Annotated in this window: 9 protein-coding genes; 3 read left to right on the top strand and 6 right to left on the bottom strand. The window is 68.5% G+C overall.

From position 1 onward, the window contains the following. Positions 1–142 precede the first annotated feature (142 nt). Positions 143–1,816: a glycerol-3-phosphate dehydrogenase/oxidase gene (locus tag ACTXPP_RS04085; RefSeq protein ID WP_443341025.1), complete on the top strand. Its 1,674-nt coding sequence runs from the start codon at positions 143–145 to the stop codon at positions 1,814–1,816. A gap of 98 nt (positions 1,817–1,914) precedes the next feature. On the opposite strand, the gene acuI is transcribed toward ACTXPP_RS04085, so the two are convergent. Both acuI and acuR read right to left on the bottom strand, forming a co-directional pair. Next, a complete protein-coding gene (gene acuI / locus ACTXPP_RS04080; RefSeq protein ID WP_301525713.1) occupies positions 1,915–2,934 on the bottom strand; it encodes an acrylyl-CoA reductase (NADPH) in 1,020 nt (339 codons plus the stop codon). A gap of 93 nt (positions 2,935–3,027) precedes the next feature. Continuing rightward, positions 3,028–3,681 carry an acrylate utilization transcriptional regulator AcuR gene (gene acuR / locus ACTXPP_RS04075; protein ID WP_443341022.1) on the bottom strand — a complete coding sequence of 218 codons (654 nt, stop codon included), beginning with the start codon at positions 3,679–3,681 and terminating at the stop codon, positions 3,028–3,030. 413 nt (positions 3,682–4,094) lie between these two features. Between acuR and ACTXPP_RS04070 the strand changes: the two genes are divergently transcribed. Then, positions 4,095–4,865 (top strand): class I SAM-dependent methyltransferase, encoded by a 771-nt coding sequence (locus tag ACTXPP_RS04070; RefSeq protein WP_443341020.1) that lies wholly within the window; start codon positions 4,095–4,097, stop codon positions 4,863–4,865. Then, a complete protein-coding gene (locus ACTXPP_RS04065; protein WP_443341018.1) occupies positions 4,865–5,545 on the top strand; it encodes a hypothetical protein in 681 nt (226 codons plus the stop codon). Before ACTXPP_RS04070 ends, ACTXPP_RS04065 begins: the two co-directional genes overlap by 1 nt. A gap of 85 nt (positions 5,546–5,630) precedes the next feature. Here ACTXPP_RS04065 and ACTXPP_RS04060 read toward each other — a convergent pair whose 3' ends face one another. From ACTXPP_RS04060 to ACTXPP_RS04045, 4 genes are all read right to left on the bottom strand, one after another. After that, positions 5,631–8,183, bottom strand: coding sequence for an acyltransferase family protein (locus ACTXPP_RS04060; RefSeq protein ID WP_443341017.1), 2,553 nt, complete (start codon positions 8,181–8,183; stop codon positions 5,631–5,633). 149 nt (positions 8,184–8,332) lie between these two features. Beyond that, positions 8,333–10,900 carry an acyltransferase family protein gene (locus tag ACTXPP_RS04055; protein WP_443341015.1) on the bottom strand — a complete coding sequence of 856 codons (2,568 nt, stop codon included), beginning with the start codon at positions 10,898–10,900 and terminating at the stop codon, positions 8,333–8,335. A 26-nt stretch (positions 10,901–10,926) separates the two neighbouring features. Then, positions 10,927–13,194, bottom strand: a complete 2,268-nt coding sequence (locus ACTXPP_RS04050) for an acyltransferase family protein (RefSeq protein WP_443341014.1) — start codon at positions 13,192–13,194, stop codon at positions 10,927–10,929. Between the two features lie 11 nt (positions 13,195–13,205). Beyond that, positions 13,206–15,617, bottom strand: coding sequence for an acyltransferase family protein (locus ACTXPP_RS04045; protein ID WP_443341012.1), 2,412 nt, complete (start codon positions 15,615–15,617; stop codon positions 13,206–13,208). Positions 15,618–15,662: the final 45 nt, after the last annotated feature.

Here is a 15,662-nt window from a genome sequence, read left to right as displayed (position 1 = left end):
CCTAATCCCGGTGGCCGGGGAGGGGATCGAAACCGGCGAGAACGTGGCGGAACGGTGCACGGTGCCCACCCTGGTGGTGGGCAGGGGGAATGTCACACAGAGTCCCTCCCCCACCTGTCGTCGACCGCATAAGCTCGACACCATGACCTATTTCGATGCCGAGGCCACCCGGCTCAGCCCCGCCCGCCGCGCCCGTCTCCTCGACTCCCTGCGCCGTCAGATCGACTTCTCCGACAGCCCCACCCATGTCGACCTCGTCGTCATCGGCGCCGGTGTCACCGGCGCCGGCATCGCCGTGGACGCCGCGACCCGCGGGCTGGACGTCCTGCTCATCGACGCCCACGACATCGCCTTCGGCACCTCCCGCTGGTCCTCCAAACTGGCCCACGGCGGGCTGCGCTACCTGGCGAGCGGAAACGTCGGCATCGCCCGCCGGTCCGCCCGCGAACGCGGAATCCTCATGGAGACCACCGCCCCGCACCTGACCCGCGCGGTCCCGCAGGTCGTGCCCGTGCTGGACCGCTTCACCCGCATGCAGCGGACCATTCCGCGACTCGGCTTCCTCGCCGGCGACGCCCTGCGCGTTGCCGCGGCGACGAAGTCGACCACCCTGCCGTTCTCCCGCACCGTCGGGAAAAAGACCGTCGCCGAACTGTGCCCGGCGGTGGACACCAGCGACCTGCGCTTCGGGTACGTCAACTACGACGGCCAGCTCATCGACGACGCCCGCCTGGTCACCGCCCTGGTCCGCACCGCCGCCGGCTACGGTGCGCAGGTGCTCACCCACTGCCGTGCCGTGGAGGCGAGCGGCAACCAGGTCGTACTTCAGGACGAACTGGCTGGCGGCGGACAGTTCGCGGTCACCGCCGGTGCGGTGGTCAACGCCACCGGGGTGTGGGCCGGGCAGCTCGACCCGCAGGTCACCGTTCGCCCCTCGCGCGGGACGCACCTGGTCGTCAACGCGGACAAGGTCGGCAACCCGAGCGGTGCGCTGACTGTCCCGGTGCCCGGCCACAACAGCCGGTTCTGCTTCATCCTCCCGGAGCAGCTGGGACGCTGCTACATCGGCATCACCGACGAAGACCTGGGCTCCGACACCATCCCGGACGTCCCGGAGGTGCCGCAGGACGACATCGACTGGATTCTGGACGTGGTCAACCAGGCACTGGCCACCGACCTGACCGCCGAGGACGTCGACGGGGCGTTCGCCGGGCTGCGTCCGCTGGTGCAGTTCAACGAGAAGCCCCACCGCGGTAGGCGCGGCGACACCGGCGGCAGTGACGGCACCGACGGTACTGCCGGGGCATCCACCCCCACCGCGGACCTGTCCCGCGAGCACGTGATCCTCACCGGCGACGGCGACAACGCCTCCCTGGTCACCGTCACCGGCGGCAAGCTCACCGAGTACCGGTTGATGGCGGAGCAGACCGTGGACATCGTCGCGGACATCCTGCGCACGATCGGGGAGACCCCGGGGCCGTGCGTCACCGCCACCACCGCTCTCGTCGGGGCACCGGGGGCACCCGGGGTCGAGTACGTGCACCCCAGCGACCTGGCGGGACTGCCGAAGTCCCTGGTGGAACGCTTCGGCCATGAGGCACCGGCGGTGTTGCGGACCTGCCCGGTGGAGCGTCCGCTGGAGCCGGTGGCCCCGGGGATCGACACGGTCCGTGCCGAGTTCGCCTTCCATGTCACCCACGAGGGTGCGGCGACGGTGGAGGACCTCATCGACCGACGTTCCCGGATCGGGTTGATCGACGCCGACCGAGCAGCGGCCCTCCCAGCTGCGCAGGAGATCATCGACACGCTCGTCTGAGAGATTCTGCCGAGACACCGCCGGAGAACATCACCCGGGTATCGGCGCACTGCTGGAAATGGCCGGTGGGTGCGGCCTCACGGTGGCAGGTCGTACCGCTACGGTTGAGCAGACACGTCCTGGAACGTGTTGACGTCCACGACGACCCGACCTCGCACCTTGCCGTCCAGGAGCCGGTCGGCGGTGGTGATGGCCTCGTCCAGACCGATCTCAGTGGTGATCATGTCCAGCTTCGCCGGATCCAGGTCCTGGCCCAACCGATGCCATGCCTCCAGACGGTCCTCGATCGGGCACATCACGCTGTCGACACCGGCCAAGGTCACACCCCGGAGGATGAACGGGGCAACCGACGCAGGTAGGTCCATCCCTGCCGCCAGTCCGCAGGCGGTCACCACACCGCGGTACTTCGTGCCGGCCAGAATATTGGCCAAGGTGTGACTGCCGGCGACATCAACGGCGCCGGCCCACCGGGCCTTCTGCAGGGGTTTGCCCGCGTCAGAGAAGTCAGCCCGGTCGAGGATCTCGGATGCCCCGAGATCCTTCAGGTACTGGTTCTCGTCGGAGCGCCCGGTGATCGCCACCACGGTGTAGCCCAGCTTCGCCAACAGAGCCACCGCCACACTGCCGACTCCGCCGGATGCGCCGGTCACCGCAATTTCCCCCTGGTCCGGCGTGACACCGTGGCGTTCCAGGGCCATCACGCACAGCATGGCTGTGTAGCCGGCGGTGCCGATGGACATTGCCTGGGCCGGGGAGAAATTGTCCGGTAACGGCACCAGCCAGTTCCCGTTGACCCGGGCCTTCTGTGCCAGTCCTCCCCAGTGGCCCTCCCCCACACCCCAGCCATTGAGGATCACCCAGTCGCCCTCCGAATAGTCCGCAGCACCGTCCGAGTGTTCGCTGTGTTCAACCTGCCCGACGAAGTCGATGCCGGGAACCATCGGGAAGTCGCGCACGATCTTGCCGTTGCCGGTGATCGCCAGGGCATCCTTGTAGTTCATGCCCGAGTGGCTGACCCGCACTGTCACGTCGCCCTCGGGAAGCTGCTGTTCGTCGAGCTCGGTGAGGCGCACCCGGTAGCCGTTGTCGTCATTGTCGATCAGTACACCTGTGAACACCGGAGATGCTCCTTACTTGTCGAGGAAAGCGTTCGTGCACCAATATTAGACCGATCGTCTCTGAAAATCGACCGGGTTGCTTCATGTCGGAAACTACTTCGGAGATATCCCCAGGCCCGTGACGTAGAATCGCCGGAACGTCCGCAGCGGCTCGGCACTGCGATGGAGCTTGGCGTGGAGGACGGCTCCCTCCCACCCGATCCAGAACGCCTCAGCAGACTGCCGGCAGTCGACCCAGGCGGGGATCTCACCGTTGGCCTTCCCCGTCGTCAGGCAGGCGGCGACTCGTTCGCGCCAACCGTCGAGCACGCCGATGATCTGGGCGCGGTACGCCTCGGGAAGTGCATTCATCTCCTGGCCCAGGTTTCCGATCACACAGCCGCGTCGGAAGGAGTGTCGTTGCATACCCTCTTCGGCATCGACGCAGAAAGCGGTGATGCGTTCCACCGCGGGGACGGCCGCATCGCTGAGGTGCCGGTCGATCTTGCGGGTGAAGTATCGGTCGTATTCTGCGATGACGTCAGCCCCGAATGCCTCCTTACTTCCGAAGTAGTTGTAGAAAGATCCTTTCGGCACCCCGACAGTGGACAGAATCTCGTCGATACCGGTCGCGCAGTAGCCCTTCTCGGTCAGCGCGACCACGCCGGCACGACACAACAGTTCTCGGGTGTCCTGGCGTGCGGCCTCTGTCTTGCGTGGTCGACCACGTTTGCGTGGGCGGGAGCTGGTGGTGGTGGTTTCAGTCATGGTCGAGACAGGCTCCATAGCTCGAGGGGCAGACAGGGGACAGACGGAGAGGATTGGCGGTCATGTCGGGAGACACCTTAGTCCAGATTCTTCACGGGACACCTCCACAGCGCGGTCAGGAACCCTGGGCAGGTCATCCGTAGCTCCCACGGTCGCGGCAGTGAGGATCCCCCAGACCGGCCTGCCGTCCGGTGACGGCGCCATCGGTTCGAGACAGGCTCACCGGGTATCGGTGAACTGTCTGTTCCCCGTCCACCATCGTCGGTGTAACCACCACACCCGCCCTACGGGTACCACCGGGATTCTCAGCGAATTGTTCTCGTGTTATGTGATCAACTCCCACACGACACGCCGGATACTCAACACCGCTCTCACCTGCGCCAGCTCGCGCTGCCGACTGGCATACTGGTCGCATGAGTCCGATCGATCCGATGTCCCTGTCCACCCCGCGCCCCTCCCCCAGGGTCTCCGGGACGTCCGGCACCCCGTCAGCACAGAGCACCAGGAACAACCAGCACACCCCAGCCACCGCCGCGACCACGACCTGGGCGTCCGTCACCGGCGCCGACCCGGAACACTCCCAGCGCTACATCGCCCGGTGGGAGGCCATCGAGGGCGGCGGCGGTGACATCGACGGCGAGGCCCGCCTGATTGACGCCATGGCCCCGCGCGGCGCCCGTATCCTCGACGCCGGTGCCGGGACCGGACGCGTCGCCGCGCACCTGTCAGCCCTCGGCCACCAGGTGTCCGCCGTGGACATCGACCCGCAGCTGGTCGCCTACGCCCGCCAGCGCTACACCGACGCTGAGGAATCCGTCGGCCTGCCGGTCGCCTGGCACACCGGTGACCTGGCCGAGGAGTCCGAGGTCCCCGCCGGCCCCTTCGACCTCATCGTCTCGGCAGGCAACGTGCTCGCCTTCATCCCGGACGCCGCCCACCGGCAAGCGCTCGGCGTGCTCGCCTCCCGCCTGGACGACGCCGGACGCCTGGTCGTGGGTTTCGGCCTGCAGCGTGGCCGCAGCCTCGATGCCTTCCGGCAGGACGCTACGGCCGCCGGACTGCAGGTCAGCCAGATGTTCGCCGGCTGGGACCTGCAGCCGTTCACCGAGTCGTCCGACTTCCTGGTGGCAGTACTGGTCCGGACGATCGGCGGCAACGAGACCGCCCAGGCAGGTGAGCGGTAATGCAGGACGACACCTTCGGCATCGCCCAGGTCGTGTTCCGGCACGACCCGACGTCCGCCCCGCAGTGGACCTACTACGGCGTCAACGCCCCCATGGCCGGCAGCGCCCAGAAGCTCTCCGAGGCGAAGTTCGCCGCCACCCGTGACCTGCAGTTCCTCTCCGGCACGGAAAAGCCGGCGATGCGCAGCTACGCCGAATGGGCCGTGGAACAGGAGACCAACCCGGAAGGGATGACGAACGGAGCCGCCTCGTCCCCGGTGCTGTACGTGCGTTCCCTGCAGGACGAGGACACCAACCAACGGCTGCACCGGCAGAACCTGGCCCAGGCCTACCTGGAGGGCATCCGGGCGACCCCGGACATCCTCACCGGCCTGCCGTCCCTGGTGCCGGGGGTGGAGGTCATCGTGCTGGTGACACTGTTCCCCGACGACCTGCTGGGCGATGCCCTGCTCAACCTCACCGAGCAGGACACCGTGATCTTCTGCCTGCCCGACGGCGATTCCCTGGGATTCCTGCCGGTCAACGGCTCGGAGGTCTGGCCGGCGGAGGGCGGCCCGGGACTGCTGGAGCGTTTCGGTCTCGACGAGTTCGCCACGGTCCGCGACCTGATGAATGCCGACGCTGCTGCCGGAGATGACGGCGAGGACGACGAGGATAACGCCGGCGCCGACGACGACTAGTCCCGTCGTGTACTACACACGTGACCCCGGTTGGCCGCTCCGTGCGGAGGGCCACCGGGGTCAGATGGTTGGCGCGGGGCCCGGGTCAGTACGGCGGGGCGTAACCCGGATCCACGTAGCCCTGGTCGGGGCCGGGGTCGACGTAGCCCTGGCCAGTACCCGGATCGACATAGCCCGGATCAACCCACCCCGGGTCCGGGGCCGGGGCGGGAGCCGGAACAGGGGCCGGAGCCGGCTCGGGGATCGGCGCCACGTTCTGGTTCGGGTCCGGGAGGACCGCCTCGTCCTCCGCGCCAGGCTTCGGCAGGACGAAGACGTCCTTCTGCATCGGAGCGTCCGGATCCTCCGGAGGCGCCTGCGCACTGCTCTCCCCCGCGTGACGCAGCTGCTCCTCCTGGGCCGCCGGATCGTACATCTGGCGGGAGATCTCCGGCGCGAGCTGCGCTGCGAACAGGTTCGTGAAGTGCTGCGCATCGCGGTAGACCAGCACATTGCCGACCACACCGGGGCAGCGTCCGTCCTTGCACACCGCCGGGGTGACGTCCACGTGGGTCATGTCGAGCCCCTCATAGGCCGCCAACGCCGGGTTCACCGGTGCCAGCGACTCCGCCTCGTCGACGCCACAGTCGTCATCGTCGGGATCCTCGGCCACGCACAGTCGTGCATTGCCCTGGACACCGGGGGACGACAGGACCCACGGGGTGTCGCGGGCACCGATGGTGTGGATACCGGCGTCCGACAGGCGGCGCACCATCTCCACGTACTCCTGCGGCACCTGGTCCGGGCCGTCACCCTGGATCGTCGTCGGCCGGGTGACGGTCATGAACACGCCCTCGGACGGCGGGTTCTCGAAGATGAAGTCCTCGGCCTTCTGCTGCCACTCGCGGCACTCCGGGTAGTCCGAGCCATCCCACTTCGGGATGTCCATGCCGATGACACAACCCAGCTTCAGGATCGGGACGATCTTGAAGTTCTGCTGCTGGGCGATGGGCTGCAGCGCCGGCAGGAAATGCTCGGAGTGCGAGCCGCCCACCAGGTACATGGTGCGATCAGACTCGACGTCACCGTAGACACACGGCTCGTCCTCCTCATTGAACCACTTGGTGGTGATCAGGTCGGTGTGTTCGAAGTGGGCCAGGCAGCCGTCCTTGAGGGTGTCGGCCATCATCGGGCGGTCGTCCGCCGGGTCCGGCAGGACGGGCAGGCCGTCGGGAACCGGAGCGTCCTGCAGGAAAGCATTCGGGCCGGGATACTCGGCCGGGTCGACGTCGGTGACGCTGAGCTCCTGCACGCGGGCCTGGATGCGTGCCTCGGTGACCGGGGCGAAGGCGAAGACGCCGGCGGTGACAAGCGCCATGACCACGGCTGCGGCGACCTTGCCCTTCGAGCGCAGGCTGGTTCGCCAGTAGCCACCGTCGACGATGACCCAGGAGCGGTGGGGCTTGGACTTCTGGCGCAGCGGCGCCTCGATGAACTTGTTGGTCAACCACGCCAGAACCAGGGAGGCGACGATGACCGCGGTGCCGACCAGGATGCCCTGGCCGGTGCCGAGCGTGGCGGTGATGCCCTGCAGGCCACCGGCCTGGGACGCGGTGGAGGTGGAGAATTCGAAGGTGGCCAGCGTCAGCAGCGGCCAGTGCCACAGGTACAGGCCGTAGGAGGTCTTGCCGAGGAACTGGAACACCCGCGAGTCCAGCATCCGGGAGACGCCGACGATGGGCAGGTACCCGGTGACACCGGTGCTGCCGCCCTCCGGGGCCTTGCGGTCGGCGACGGGGTTGCCGGCGAGGATCACCAGCATCGCACCGGCCAGCGGCACCAGCGTCCACGGACCCGGGAACTGCGCGGCACCGTCGAGGAACATACCGGTGGCGATGATCAGCACCAGGCCGACCAGGCCCGCCGGCCAGCGGATCCACGCCAGGGAGCGAGGGATGACCCAGCCGATCAGCCACAGGCCGAACAGGCCACCCAGGCCGATCTCCCAGAAACGGGACAGCGGCGAGTAGTAGTTCAGCGCTTGGTTCTCGGACCCCAGCCAGGTGGCGTAGGCGAAGCTGGCGAGCGTCGCAGCGACCAGCAGCCAGTACAGTATGGTGCTGCCGACCTTCGCCTTCTTGCGGAACAGCGCCGCCAGCAGCGCGATGACCACCAGGGAGCCGACGTAGATCTGCATCTGCACCGACATCGACCAGATGTGCTGGTACAGGCTCACATCCCGGTTGATCGCGGTGTACTCCTGTCCCTGGTTGGCCAGGTGGAAGTTCTGGAAGTACGCCAGTGAACTGCTGGCGTCCTTACCGGCATTGACCCATCTGACCTCGGCGTACACGATGACGGCGAGGACCAGTGTCGCTGCGACGACGGTGATCAACGCCGGATACAGACGCCGGAATATGCGCAGGAAGGACTGCACCAGCGTCAGGCCCTTGGGGTTCAGGGCGTTGCGGATCTGCGGGCCAAAGAAGAAGATACCGCCGACCAGCAGGAACACGTCCACACCGGAGGAGACCCGGCCAATGAAGACGTGGAAGACCACGACCAGGGCGATCGCCAGGCCGCGGAGTCCGTCGATGTCCCTACGGTGGGGTCGCCGCGGTACCGCTCCGGAAGCGGGGTGTGGATTCGAAGAGTTCATGGCGGGCTACAGCATACCGCCCATTACCCCCAGGGACGCACAGGCGCAGCGACTCCGATGTGTCGACGGGGGAGCGCGCCGCTGGTGAACGTCGTTTCTCCGGCCCGTGCAGGACGCTGCGGCGGTTCAGGACACTCCGGCCGTCACGCTCACCACGCCGGCGCGACGTACCCGGGGTCCACCCAGCCCGGGTCGACGTAACCGGGATCGACCCAGCCCTGCTCCGGCGCAGGCTCCGGTGCAGGCGCGGGCACCGGGTCGGCCGTCTCCACCGGCGGCACGTAGTCCGGGTCCCACGGCTTCGGCATGCGCTGGACCACCGGCGGGGCGAGCTCATCGCCCCCGTCGCGCTGCGCCTCGGCCTCGGCGTCTTTCGCCTCCTGCGCCGCGGCCTGCATGTCGGCGATCGCCTCCGGGTCGTACATCTGCCGCTCGATCTCCTCGGTCATCAGCTCCACCCACATCGGGGTGAAGTGGTTGCCGTCGCGGTAGACCAGCACATTGCCGACAACCGCCGGGCACACCCCGTCGCGGCAGTAGGCCGCCGTCGGGTCGAGGTGGGTCACGTCGAGCCCCTGGTAGGCGGTGAGTGCGGGGTTGTGTTCGGCGAGGGAGTCGTCCTGCACCATGCCGCAGTCGTCGGCGTCGCCACCGTCGGCGACGCACACCAGGGAGTTGCCGAGCTTGCCGTCGACGTTGCGCCACGGGTTGTCGCGGGCGGCGAAGGTGTGGATGCCGGCGTCGCTGAACCGGCGCACCACGTCCACGTACCCCTCGGGCACGTGGTCGGGTCCCTCACCGTTGCGGGTCGTCGGGCGGGTCGAGGACAGGAACACCCCGTCGGTCGGCGGGTTGTCGAAGATGTACTCCTCGACCTTCTCCTGCCAGGCGTAGCACTCGGGGTAGGGCTCGCCGTTGAAGCGGGGGATCTCCATGCCCAGCGGGCAGCCCATCTTCAGCATCGGGACGATCCGGATGCCGCGCTCGGTGCCGATGGCGTCGAGGGCGGGCAGGAAGTGCTCGGAGTGCGAGCCGCCGACGAGGTACATGGTGCGTTCGGCGTTCGTGTCGCCGTAGACGCAGGGGGTGTCGGAGGCGTTGCGCTCGTGGGTGAGGACCAGGTCGCTGTCGGTGACGCGGCTGATGCAGCCGTCGAGGGTGGACTGCGGGAACATGATGTCGTCGTCCCACACCGCCGGGGGCAGCACGGGCGCGCTGCCGGACGCCGGGACGTCCTGCAGGTAGGCGGCGGGCCCAGGGTGGGTCTCCTCGGTGATCTCGGTGTCCATCGCCGCCTCAGCCTCGCGCACGTTGTGGTTCTCGGCCAGCGGTGCGAGGGCGAGGACGCCACCGGTGGTGGCGGCCATGAGTGCGACGGTCGCGACCGGGACGGGACGCAGCGCCTTACGGGGTGCGGCGTTGTCTCCGGACGCTGCGGCGTCTGTATCGGCTGCGGCGGCTGCGCGCCGGCGGCGGCCCGGGAAGCCCAGGAACCCCCACGACCGGGCGGGCTTGGTCTTCTGCCGGGTCGGCACCTCCACCAGGCGGTAGGTCAGCCACGCCAGCACCAGGGAGCCGAGGATCACAGCGGAGCCGACGAGGATGCCCTGCCCGGTGCCGAGGGTGGCGGTAATGCCCTGCAGACCGCCGGACGGGGAGGTGTCGCCGGTGGACTCCGAGCGGGTGGCGAAGTGGTAGGTCGCCAGGGTCAGCAGCGGCCAGTGCCACAGGTACAGGCTGTAGGAGATCCGGCCGAGGAACTGGAACACCCGCGAATCCAGCATCCGGGCCACGCCGATGGACCCCCCGTCGCCACCCCGCTCTGCGACGGGGTTACCGGCGAGGATCACCAGCATCGCGCCGACCAACGGCACCAGCGTCCACGGTCCCGGGAACTGGGCGGCACCATCCAGGAACATGCCGGTGCCCACGATCAGCACCAGGCCGAGCACACCGGCCGGCCAACGGACCCACGCCAACGACCGGGGGATCATCCAGCCGATCAGCCACAGCCCGAACAGCCCGCCCAGGCCGATCTCCCAGAAGCGGGAGAACGGCGAGTAGTAGTTCAGCGCCTGGTTCTCCGTCCCCAGCCAGGTGGCGTAGGCGAAGCTGGCGACGGTGGCGACGACCAGCAGGAAACGCATCACCCCGGTGCCGACCCGGGCACGCTTACGGAACAGCACCGCCAGCAGGGCGATGACGATCAGCGAGCCGACGTAGATCTGCATCTGCACCGACATCGACCAGATGTGCTGGAAGAGACTGACGTCCCGGCCGATCGCCTCGTACTCCATCCCCTGGTTGGCCAGGTGGAGGTTCTCGACGTACAGCAGGGCGGCCGAAGCGTCCTGCCCGGTCTGCACCCACCGCGACGCCGGCAGGAACAGCAGCGCGGCGACCGCGCTGACCGACACCACGGTGACCAGTGCGGGGAACAGGCGCCGCAGGATCCGCCACACCGACTGCGGCAGTGTCATACCCTTCGGGTTCAGCGCGTTGCGGACCTGCGGGGCGAAAAAGAAGACACCACCGACCAGCAGGAACACGTCCACACCGGAGGAGACGCGGCCGACGAAGACGTGGAAGACCACGACCAGGGCGATCGCCAGGCCGCGGAGTCCGTCGATGTCGGTGCGGTGGGTCAGCCGCGGTCGCGGCCGCGGGTCCACCGTCACCGGACGCGCCGGTGAAAACTGATGGTCAGGGGGTGTCATAGCGTGACTCATCTTAACCTCAGCGGTCAGCGGCCTCGTGCATCTGAGTACATCTGACGCTCGATCTCCGGGGCGAGCAGCTCCACGAAACGGTTCGTCAGGTGCTGGGTGTCGCGGTAGACCAGCACATTGCCGACCACGCCGGGGCAGCGTCCGTCGCGGCACACCGCGTCGGTGAGGTCGATGTGGGTGACGTCCATCCCCACCAACGCCTCCAGCGACGGGTCCTCCGGCAGCAGGTGGTCCTCCTGGGCGACACCGCAGTCGCCCTCGCGCTGTTCCGCGACGCACTTGCGGGCGTCGAGCTGGCGTCCGGGGCTCCTCATCATCCACGGGGTGTCGCGGACGGCGTAGGTGTGGATGCCGGCGTCGGTGAGCTTCTGCACCATCGCGGCGTACTCGTCCGGGATCTGCTCCGGGCCGTCGCCCAGCATCGAGGTCGGCCGGGTGACGGTCATGAACACCCCGTCGGTCGGCGGGTTGTCCAGCACGTACTGCTGGGCCTTGAGCTCCCACTCGGCGCACTCCGGGTAGTCGCTGCCGTCCACGCGCGGCAGGGCCATGCCCAGCACGCAGCCCATCTTCACGATCGGCACGATCTTGATGCCGCGGTCCCTGCCGATGATGTCCAGGGCGGGCAGGAAGTGCTCGGAGTGCGAACCGCCGGCGAGGTACATCACCCGGTCGGAGTCGACGTCGCCGTAGGCGCACTCCTCGTCGGACTCGTTGTGGTCGTGGGTGAGGACGACCTCGGTGTGCGGGAAGCTGGCGTAGCAGCCGTCGGGCTGGTTCAGCGGCATCAGCGGGCGGATCTCCGCGGTGTCCGGGACCACCGGCTCCCCCTCGGGGACCGGAGCGTCCTGCAGGAACGCCGCGGGCCCCGGGTAGATGTCCGTGTCGGCGGCGCGGGCCTCCAGCTTCGCGGCGCGGTGCGCGAGGACGCGCTCGCCCGTCGGGGCGAAGGCGATGACGCCGACGGTGGCGGCGACCATGCCGACGGCGACGACGGTCTTCCCCCGGTGGCCGGAGGCGCTGCGCAGGTAGCCCAGGTCCGTGAGCACCCAGGAGCGGGTCGGACGCGAGGTCTGCTGCAGCGGCACCTCGACGAAGCGGTGCGTGGCCGCGGCCAGGACGAGGGAGACCACGATGACGCCGGTGCCGACCAGGGTGCCGGTGGTGGAACCGAGGGTGGCGGTGATGCCCTGCAGGAAGGGGGTGTCGGCAGCGACCTCGGCGGTGCTGGCGTCGGCGGTGTCCTGTGCAGTGCGGCCGGCCCAGAGGTAGGTCGCCAGGGTCAGCACCGGCCAGTGCCACAGGTAGAGGCTGTAGGCGTAGCGTCCGAGCAGTTGGAAGACACGGGTCTCCAGCAGGCGTGCCACCCCGACCCGTCCGGACCCCGTGGGCCCGGTGGATCCGGTGGACGCTGTCTCACTGCCGGCGAGCACCACCAGCACCGCACCGGCCAAGGGCACCAGCGTCCAGGGCCCGGGGAACTGCTCGGCACCGTCGAGCACCAGACCGGTGCCCACGATCAGCACCAGGCCGATCAGCCCGGCAGGGATCCGCAGGCGGGTGAACCAGCCCGGCAGACGGCGTCCCAGCACCCACAGACCGAACAGTCCACCCAGGCCGATCTCCCAGAAACGCGACAGCGGCGAGTAGTAGTTCACCGCCTGGTCGTGGGCGGTCATCCAGGTCGCGTACCCGAGGCTGACGACAGTGGCCACCACCAGCAGGCCGACCACGGTCCGCCTGGCCGCGGTCGCCGTCCGGGAGAACACCCGGGTCACGACCGCGCAGAGCACCGTGATCACCACCAGTGAGCCGAGGTAGATCTGCAGCTGCACCGACATCGACCAGATGTGCTGGAACAGGCTGACGTCCTGGCTGATCGCCGCGTAGTCCTGCCCCTGGTGGATCAGGTTGAGGTTCTGGACGTACAGCAGCGAGGCCGCCGCGTCCTGCCCGGTGTCGATCCAACGCACCGAGGCGTAGATGCCCAACGCCGCCGCCAGCGACACCGCCACCACGGTGACGAGTGCAGGGTAGAGCCGTCGGATGATCCGCAGCACCGCCTGGACGACGGTGAGGCCGGCTGGGTTCAGTGCGTTGCGGATCTGCGGGGCGAAGAAGAAGATACCGCCGAGCAGCAGGAACACGTCCACACCGGAGGAGACCCGTCCGACGAAGACGTGGAAGATGACGACCAGGGCGATCGCCAGACCGCGGAGTCCGTCGATGTCGGCGCGTCGGAGACTGGCCCCCGCCCGGGGGCTACGTTCGTGGTTCAGCATGGGTGGTGGAGCTACTCCCCTGCGGGGGCCACCGGGGCGCCCCCTGCCGGGACTCCGGCCTCATCCCCGGGCTCACCCCCGAGCCCGTCTTCTGCGGGGACCTCGTACATCTGACGACTGATCTCCTCGGCCAACATGGAGGAGAACAGCGAGGTGAAGTGCTGACCATCGTGGTAGACCAGCACATTGCCGACGACCGCCGGGCAGCGACCGTCGCGGCACAGTGCCGGGGTGACCTCGAGTTGGGTGATGTCGAGTCCCTCATAGGCCGGCAGTGCCGGGTTCTCCGGGGCGAGGCTGGCGAGCTCGTCCACACCACAGTCACCGTCGAAGCCGACGGCGACGCACTCCCGGGCATTGCCCTGCTGGCCGGGGCCGGACATGTGCCACGGGGTGTCGCGCATACCCCAGGTGTGGATGCCGGCGTCGGTGAGCTTGGCGACCATGTCCACGTACTCCTGCGGCACCTGGTCCGGCCCGTTGCCTTCGATGGTGGTCGGCCGGGTGACGGTCATGAACACCCCGTCGGTCGGCGGGTTGTCGAAGATGTACTGCTGGGCGGACTGCTCCCACTCGCCGCACTCCGGGTAGGGCTCGCCGCTGAGGTGCGGCAGCTCCATGCCCAGCACACAACCCATCTTCAGCAACGGCACAATGCGGATGCCCTGCTCCTGGCCGATCTCGTCGAGGGCCGGCAGGAAGTGCTCGGAGTGGGAACCTCCGACCAGGTACATCAGCCGGTCGGAGTCCACGTCGCCGTACTCGCAGGGGATGTCGGAGGCGTTGAACTGCTGGGTGAGGATCAGGTTGGGTTCGACGAAACCGGAGAAGCAGCCGTCGTCCTGGGTGTCCGGCAGCATCTCGTCCTCGCCGATCTCCGGGTTCGGTTCCGGATCCAGGCCCTCCGGCACCGGTGCGTCCTGAAGGAACGCCCGCGGGCCGGGATAGTCGTCGCGGTTCACCTCGGAGGCGTCGGTGAGGGCCTCCTCCCCGGCGCGGTCGGCGATCGGACCGAACGCCAGCACCGCGCCGGTGGCGACGACGATCAGTGTCGTGGCACCGACCTTGGTGGCACCACCCTTGCGCAGCGATGTGCGCAGGTAGGACGGGGTGAGAACCCAGGAGCGTCCGGGTTTGCGTCCCTGACGCAGCGGGGTCTCGATGAAGCGGTAGGTCGCCCAGCCCAGCAGGCAGGACACCACGACCACGCCGGTGCCGACCAGGATTCCCTGGCCGGTGCCGAGCGTGGCGGTGATGCCGCCGAGCGCACCGGCTCCGTCCCCCGCGACGTCGGCCCCGGCTCCGACTGCGTCGGCTGGGTCGGCGGCCCCCTCCGCGACGGAACCCTCGCCCTCGAGCGGGTCGGACAGCAGGTAGGTCACCAGCACCAGCATCGGCCAGTGCCACAGGTAGAGGCTGTAGGCGATGCGTCCGAGGAACTGGAACGGCCGGGTCTCCAGCAGGGCGGTGACGCCCTCGGAGCGCGGGGAACGGTCGTCCTCCACCGGGTTGCCGGCCAGCACGACCAGCATCGCGCCCACCAGCGGGACCAGCGTCCACGGGCCGGGGAACTGCGCGGCACCGTCGAGGAACAGACCGGTGACGATGATCATCCCGACGCCGAGCACACCGGCCGGCCAGCGCAGGATCTCCCACACCCGCGGCAGGGTGCGGCCCAGCAGCCAGATGCCGAACAGGCCGCCCAGGCCGATCTCCCAGAAGCGGGAGAACGGCGAGTAATAGTTCGCACCCTGGTCCTCGTTACCGAGCCAGGCGGCGTAGATGAAGCTGGCGACGGTGGCGATGACCAGCAGCCAGTGCAGCCCACCCGAGATGGCCCGGGTGGAACCGTCGCCGCGTCGTGCACCGGGTCGTCCCTTGTCGGGCCCCGCACCTGCGAGCAGGGCGATGCCGCCAATCAGCGCGATGACCAGTAGGGAGCCGACGTAGATCTGCATCTGCACCGACATCGACCAGATGTGCTGGAAGACACTGACGTCCCGGTTCAGCGCAGAATAGTCCTGCCCCAGGTCGGTCAGGTGCAGGTTCTGCATGTAGAGCAGTGAGGCGGTGGCGTCCTCGGCGACCTCGCCCCAGCGGACCCGTCCGAAGATGACCGCAGCAGCGGCGGCCGACACCAACACCACGGTGACCAGGGCGGGGAACAGTCGACGCAGGATGCGCAGGAAGGACTGGACGACCGTCAGTCCCCTGGGGTTCAGTGCGTTGCGGATCTGCGGGGCGAAGAAGAAGATACCGCCGAGCAGCAGGAACACGTCCACACCGGAGGAGACCCGTCCGACGAAGACGTGGAAGACCACAACCAGCGCGATCGCCAGGCCGCGGAGTCCGTCGATGTCGGTCCGGTGACCGGGCCTGGCGGACCGCCGGGGGGATACGGCAGCAGACTGTGGGGCATTCATCGGGCCCTAATGCTAGCCCGAAGAACCCCCGAATCCACGCATCAG

It is taken from the genome of Candidatus Corynebacterium faecigallinarum (assembly GCF_052264515.1).
Classification (GTDB): Bacteria; Actinomycetota; Actinomycetes; order Mycobacteriales; family Mycobacteriaceae; genus Corynebacterium; species Corynebacterium faecigallinarum.
This window is presented reverse-complemented; position numbering and strand designations above follow the sequence as displayed.

Coding starts and splice junctions, on each gene's coding strand:
- ACTXPP_RS04085 (WP_443341025.1), top strand. CDS start 143: ATGACCTATTTCGATGCCGAGGCCACCCGGCTCAGCCCCGCCCGCCGC.
- acuR (WP_443341022.1), bottom strand. CDS start 3,681: ATGACTGAAACCACCACCACCAGCTCCCGCCCACGCAAACGTGGTCGA.
- ACTXPP_RS04070 (WP_443341020.1), top strand. CDS start 4,095: ATGAGTCCGATCGATCCGATGTCCCTGTCCACCCCGCGCCCCTCCCCC.
- ACTXPP_RS04065 (WP_443341018.1), top strand. CDS start 4,865: ATGCAGGACGACACCTTCGGCATCGCCCAGGTCGTGTTCCGGCACGAC.
- ACTXPP_RS04060 (WP_443341017.1), bottom strand. CDS start 8,183: ATGAACTCTTCGAATCCACACCCCGCTTCCGGAGCGGTACCGCGGCGA.
- ACTXPP_RS04055 (WP_443341015.1), bottom strand. CDS start 10,900: ATGACACCCCCTGACCATCAGTTTTCACCGGCGCGTCCGGTGACGGTG.
- ACTXPP_RS04050 (WP_443341014.1), bottom strand. CDS start 13,194: ATGCTGAACCACGAACGTAGCCCCCGGGCGGGGGCCAGTCTCCGACGC.
- ACTXPP_RS04045 (WP_443341012.1), bottom strand. CDS start 15,617: ATGAATGCCCCACAGTCTGCTGCCGTATCCCCCCGGCGGTCCGCCAGG.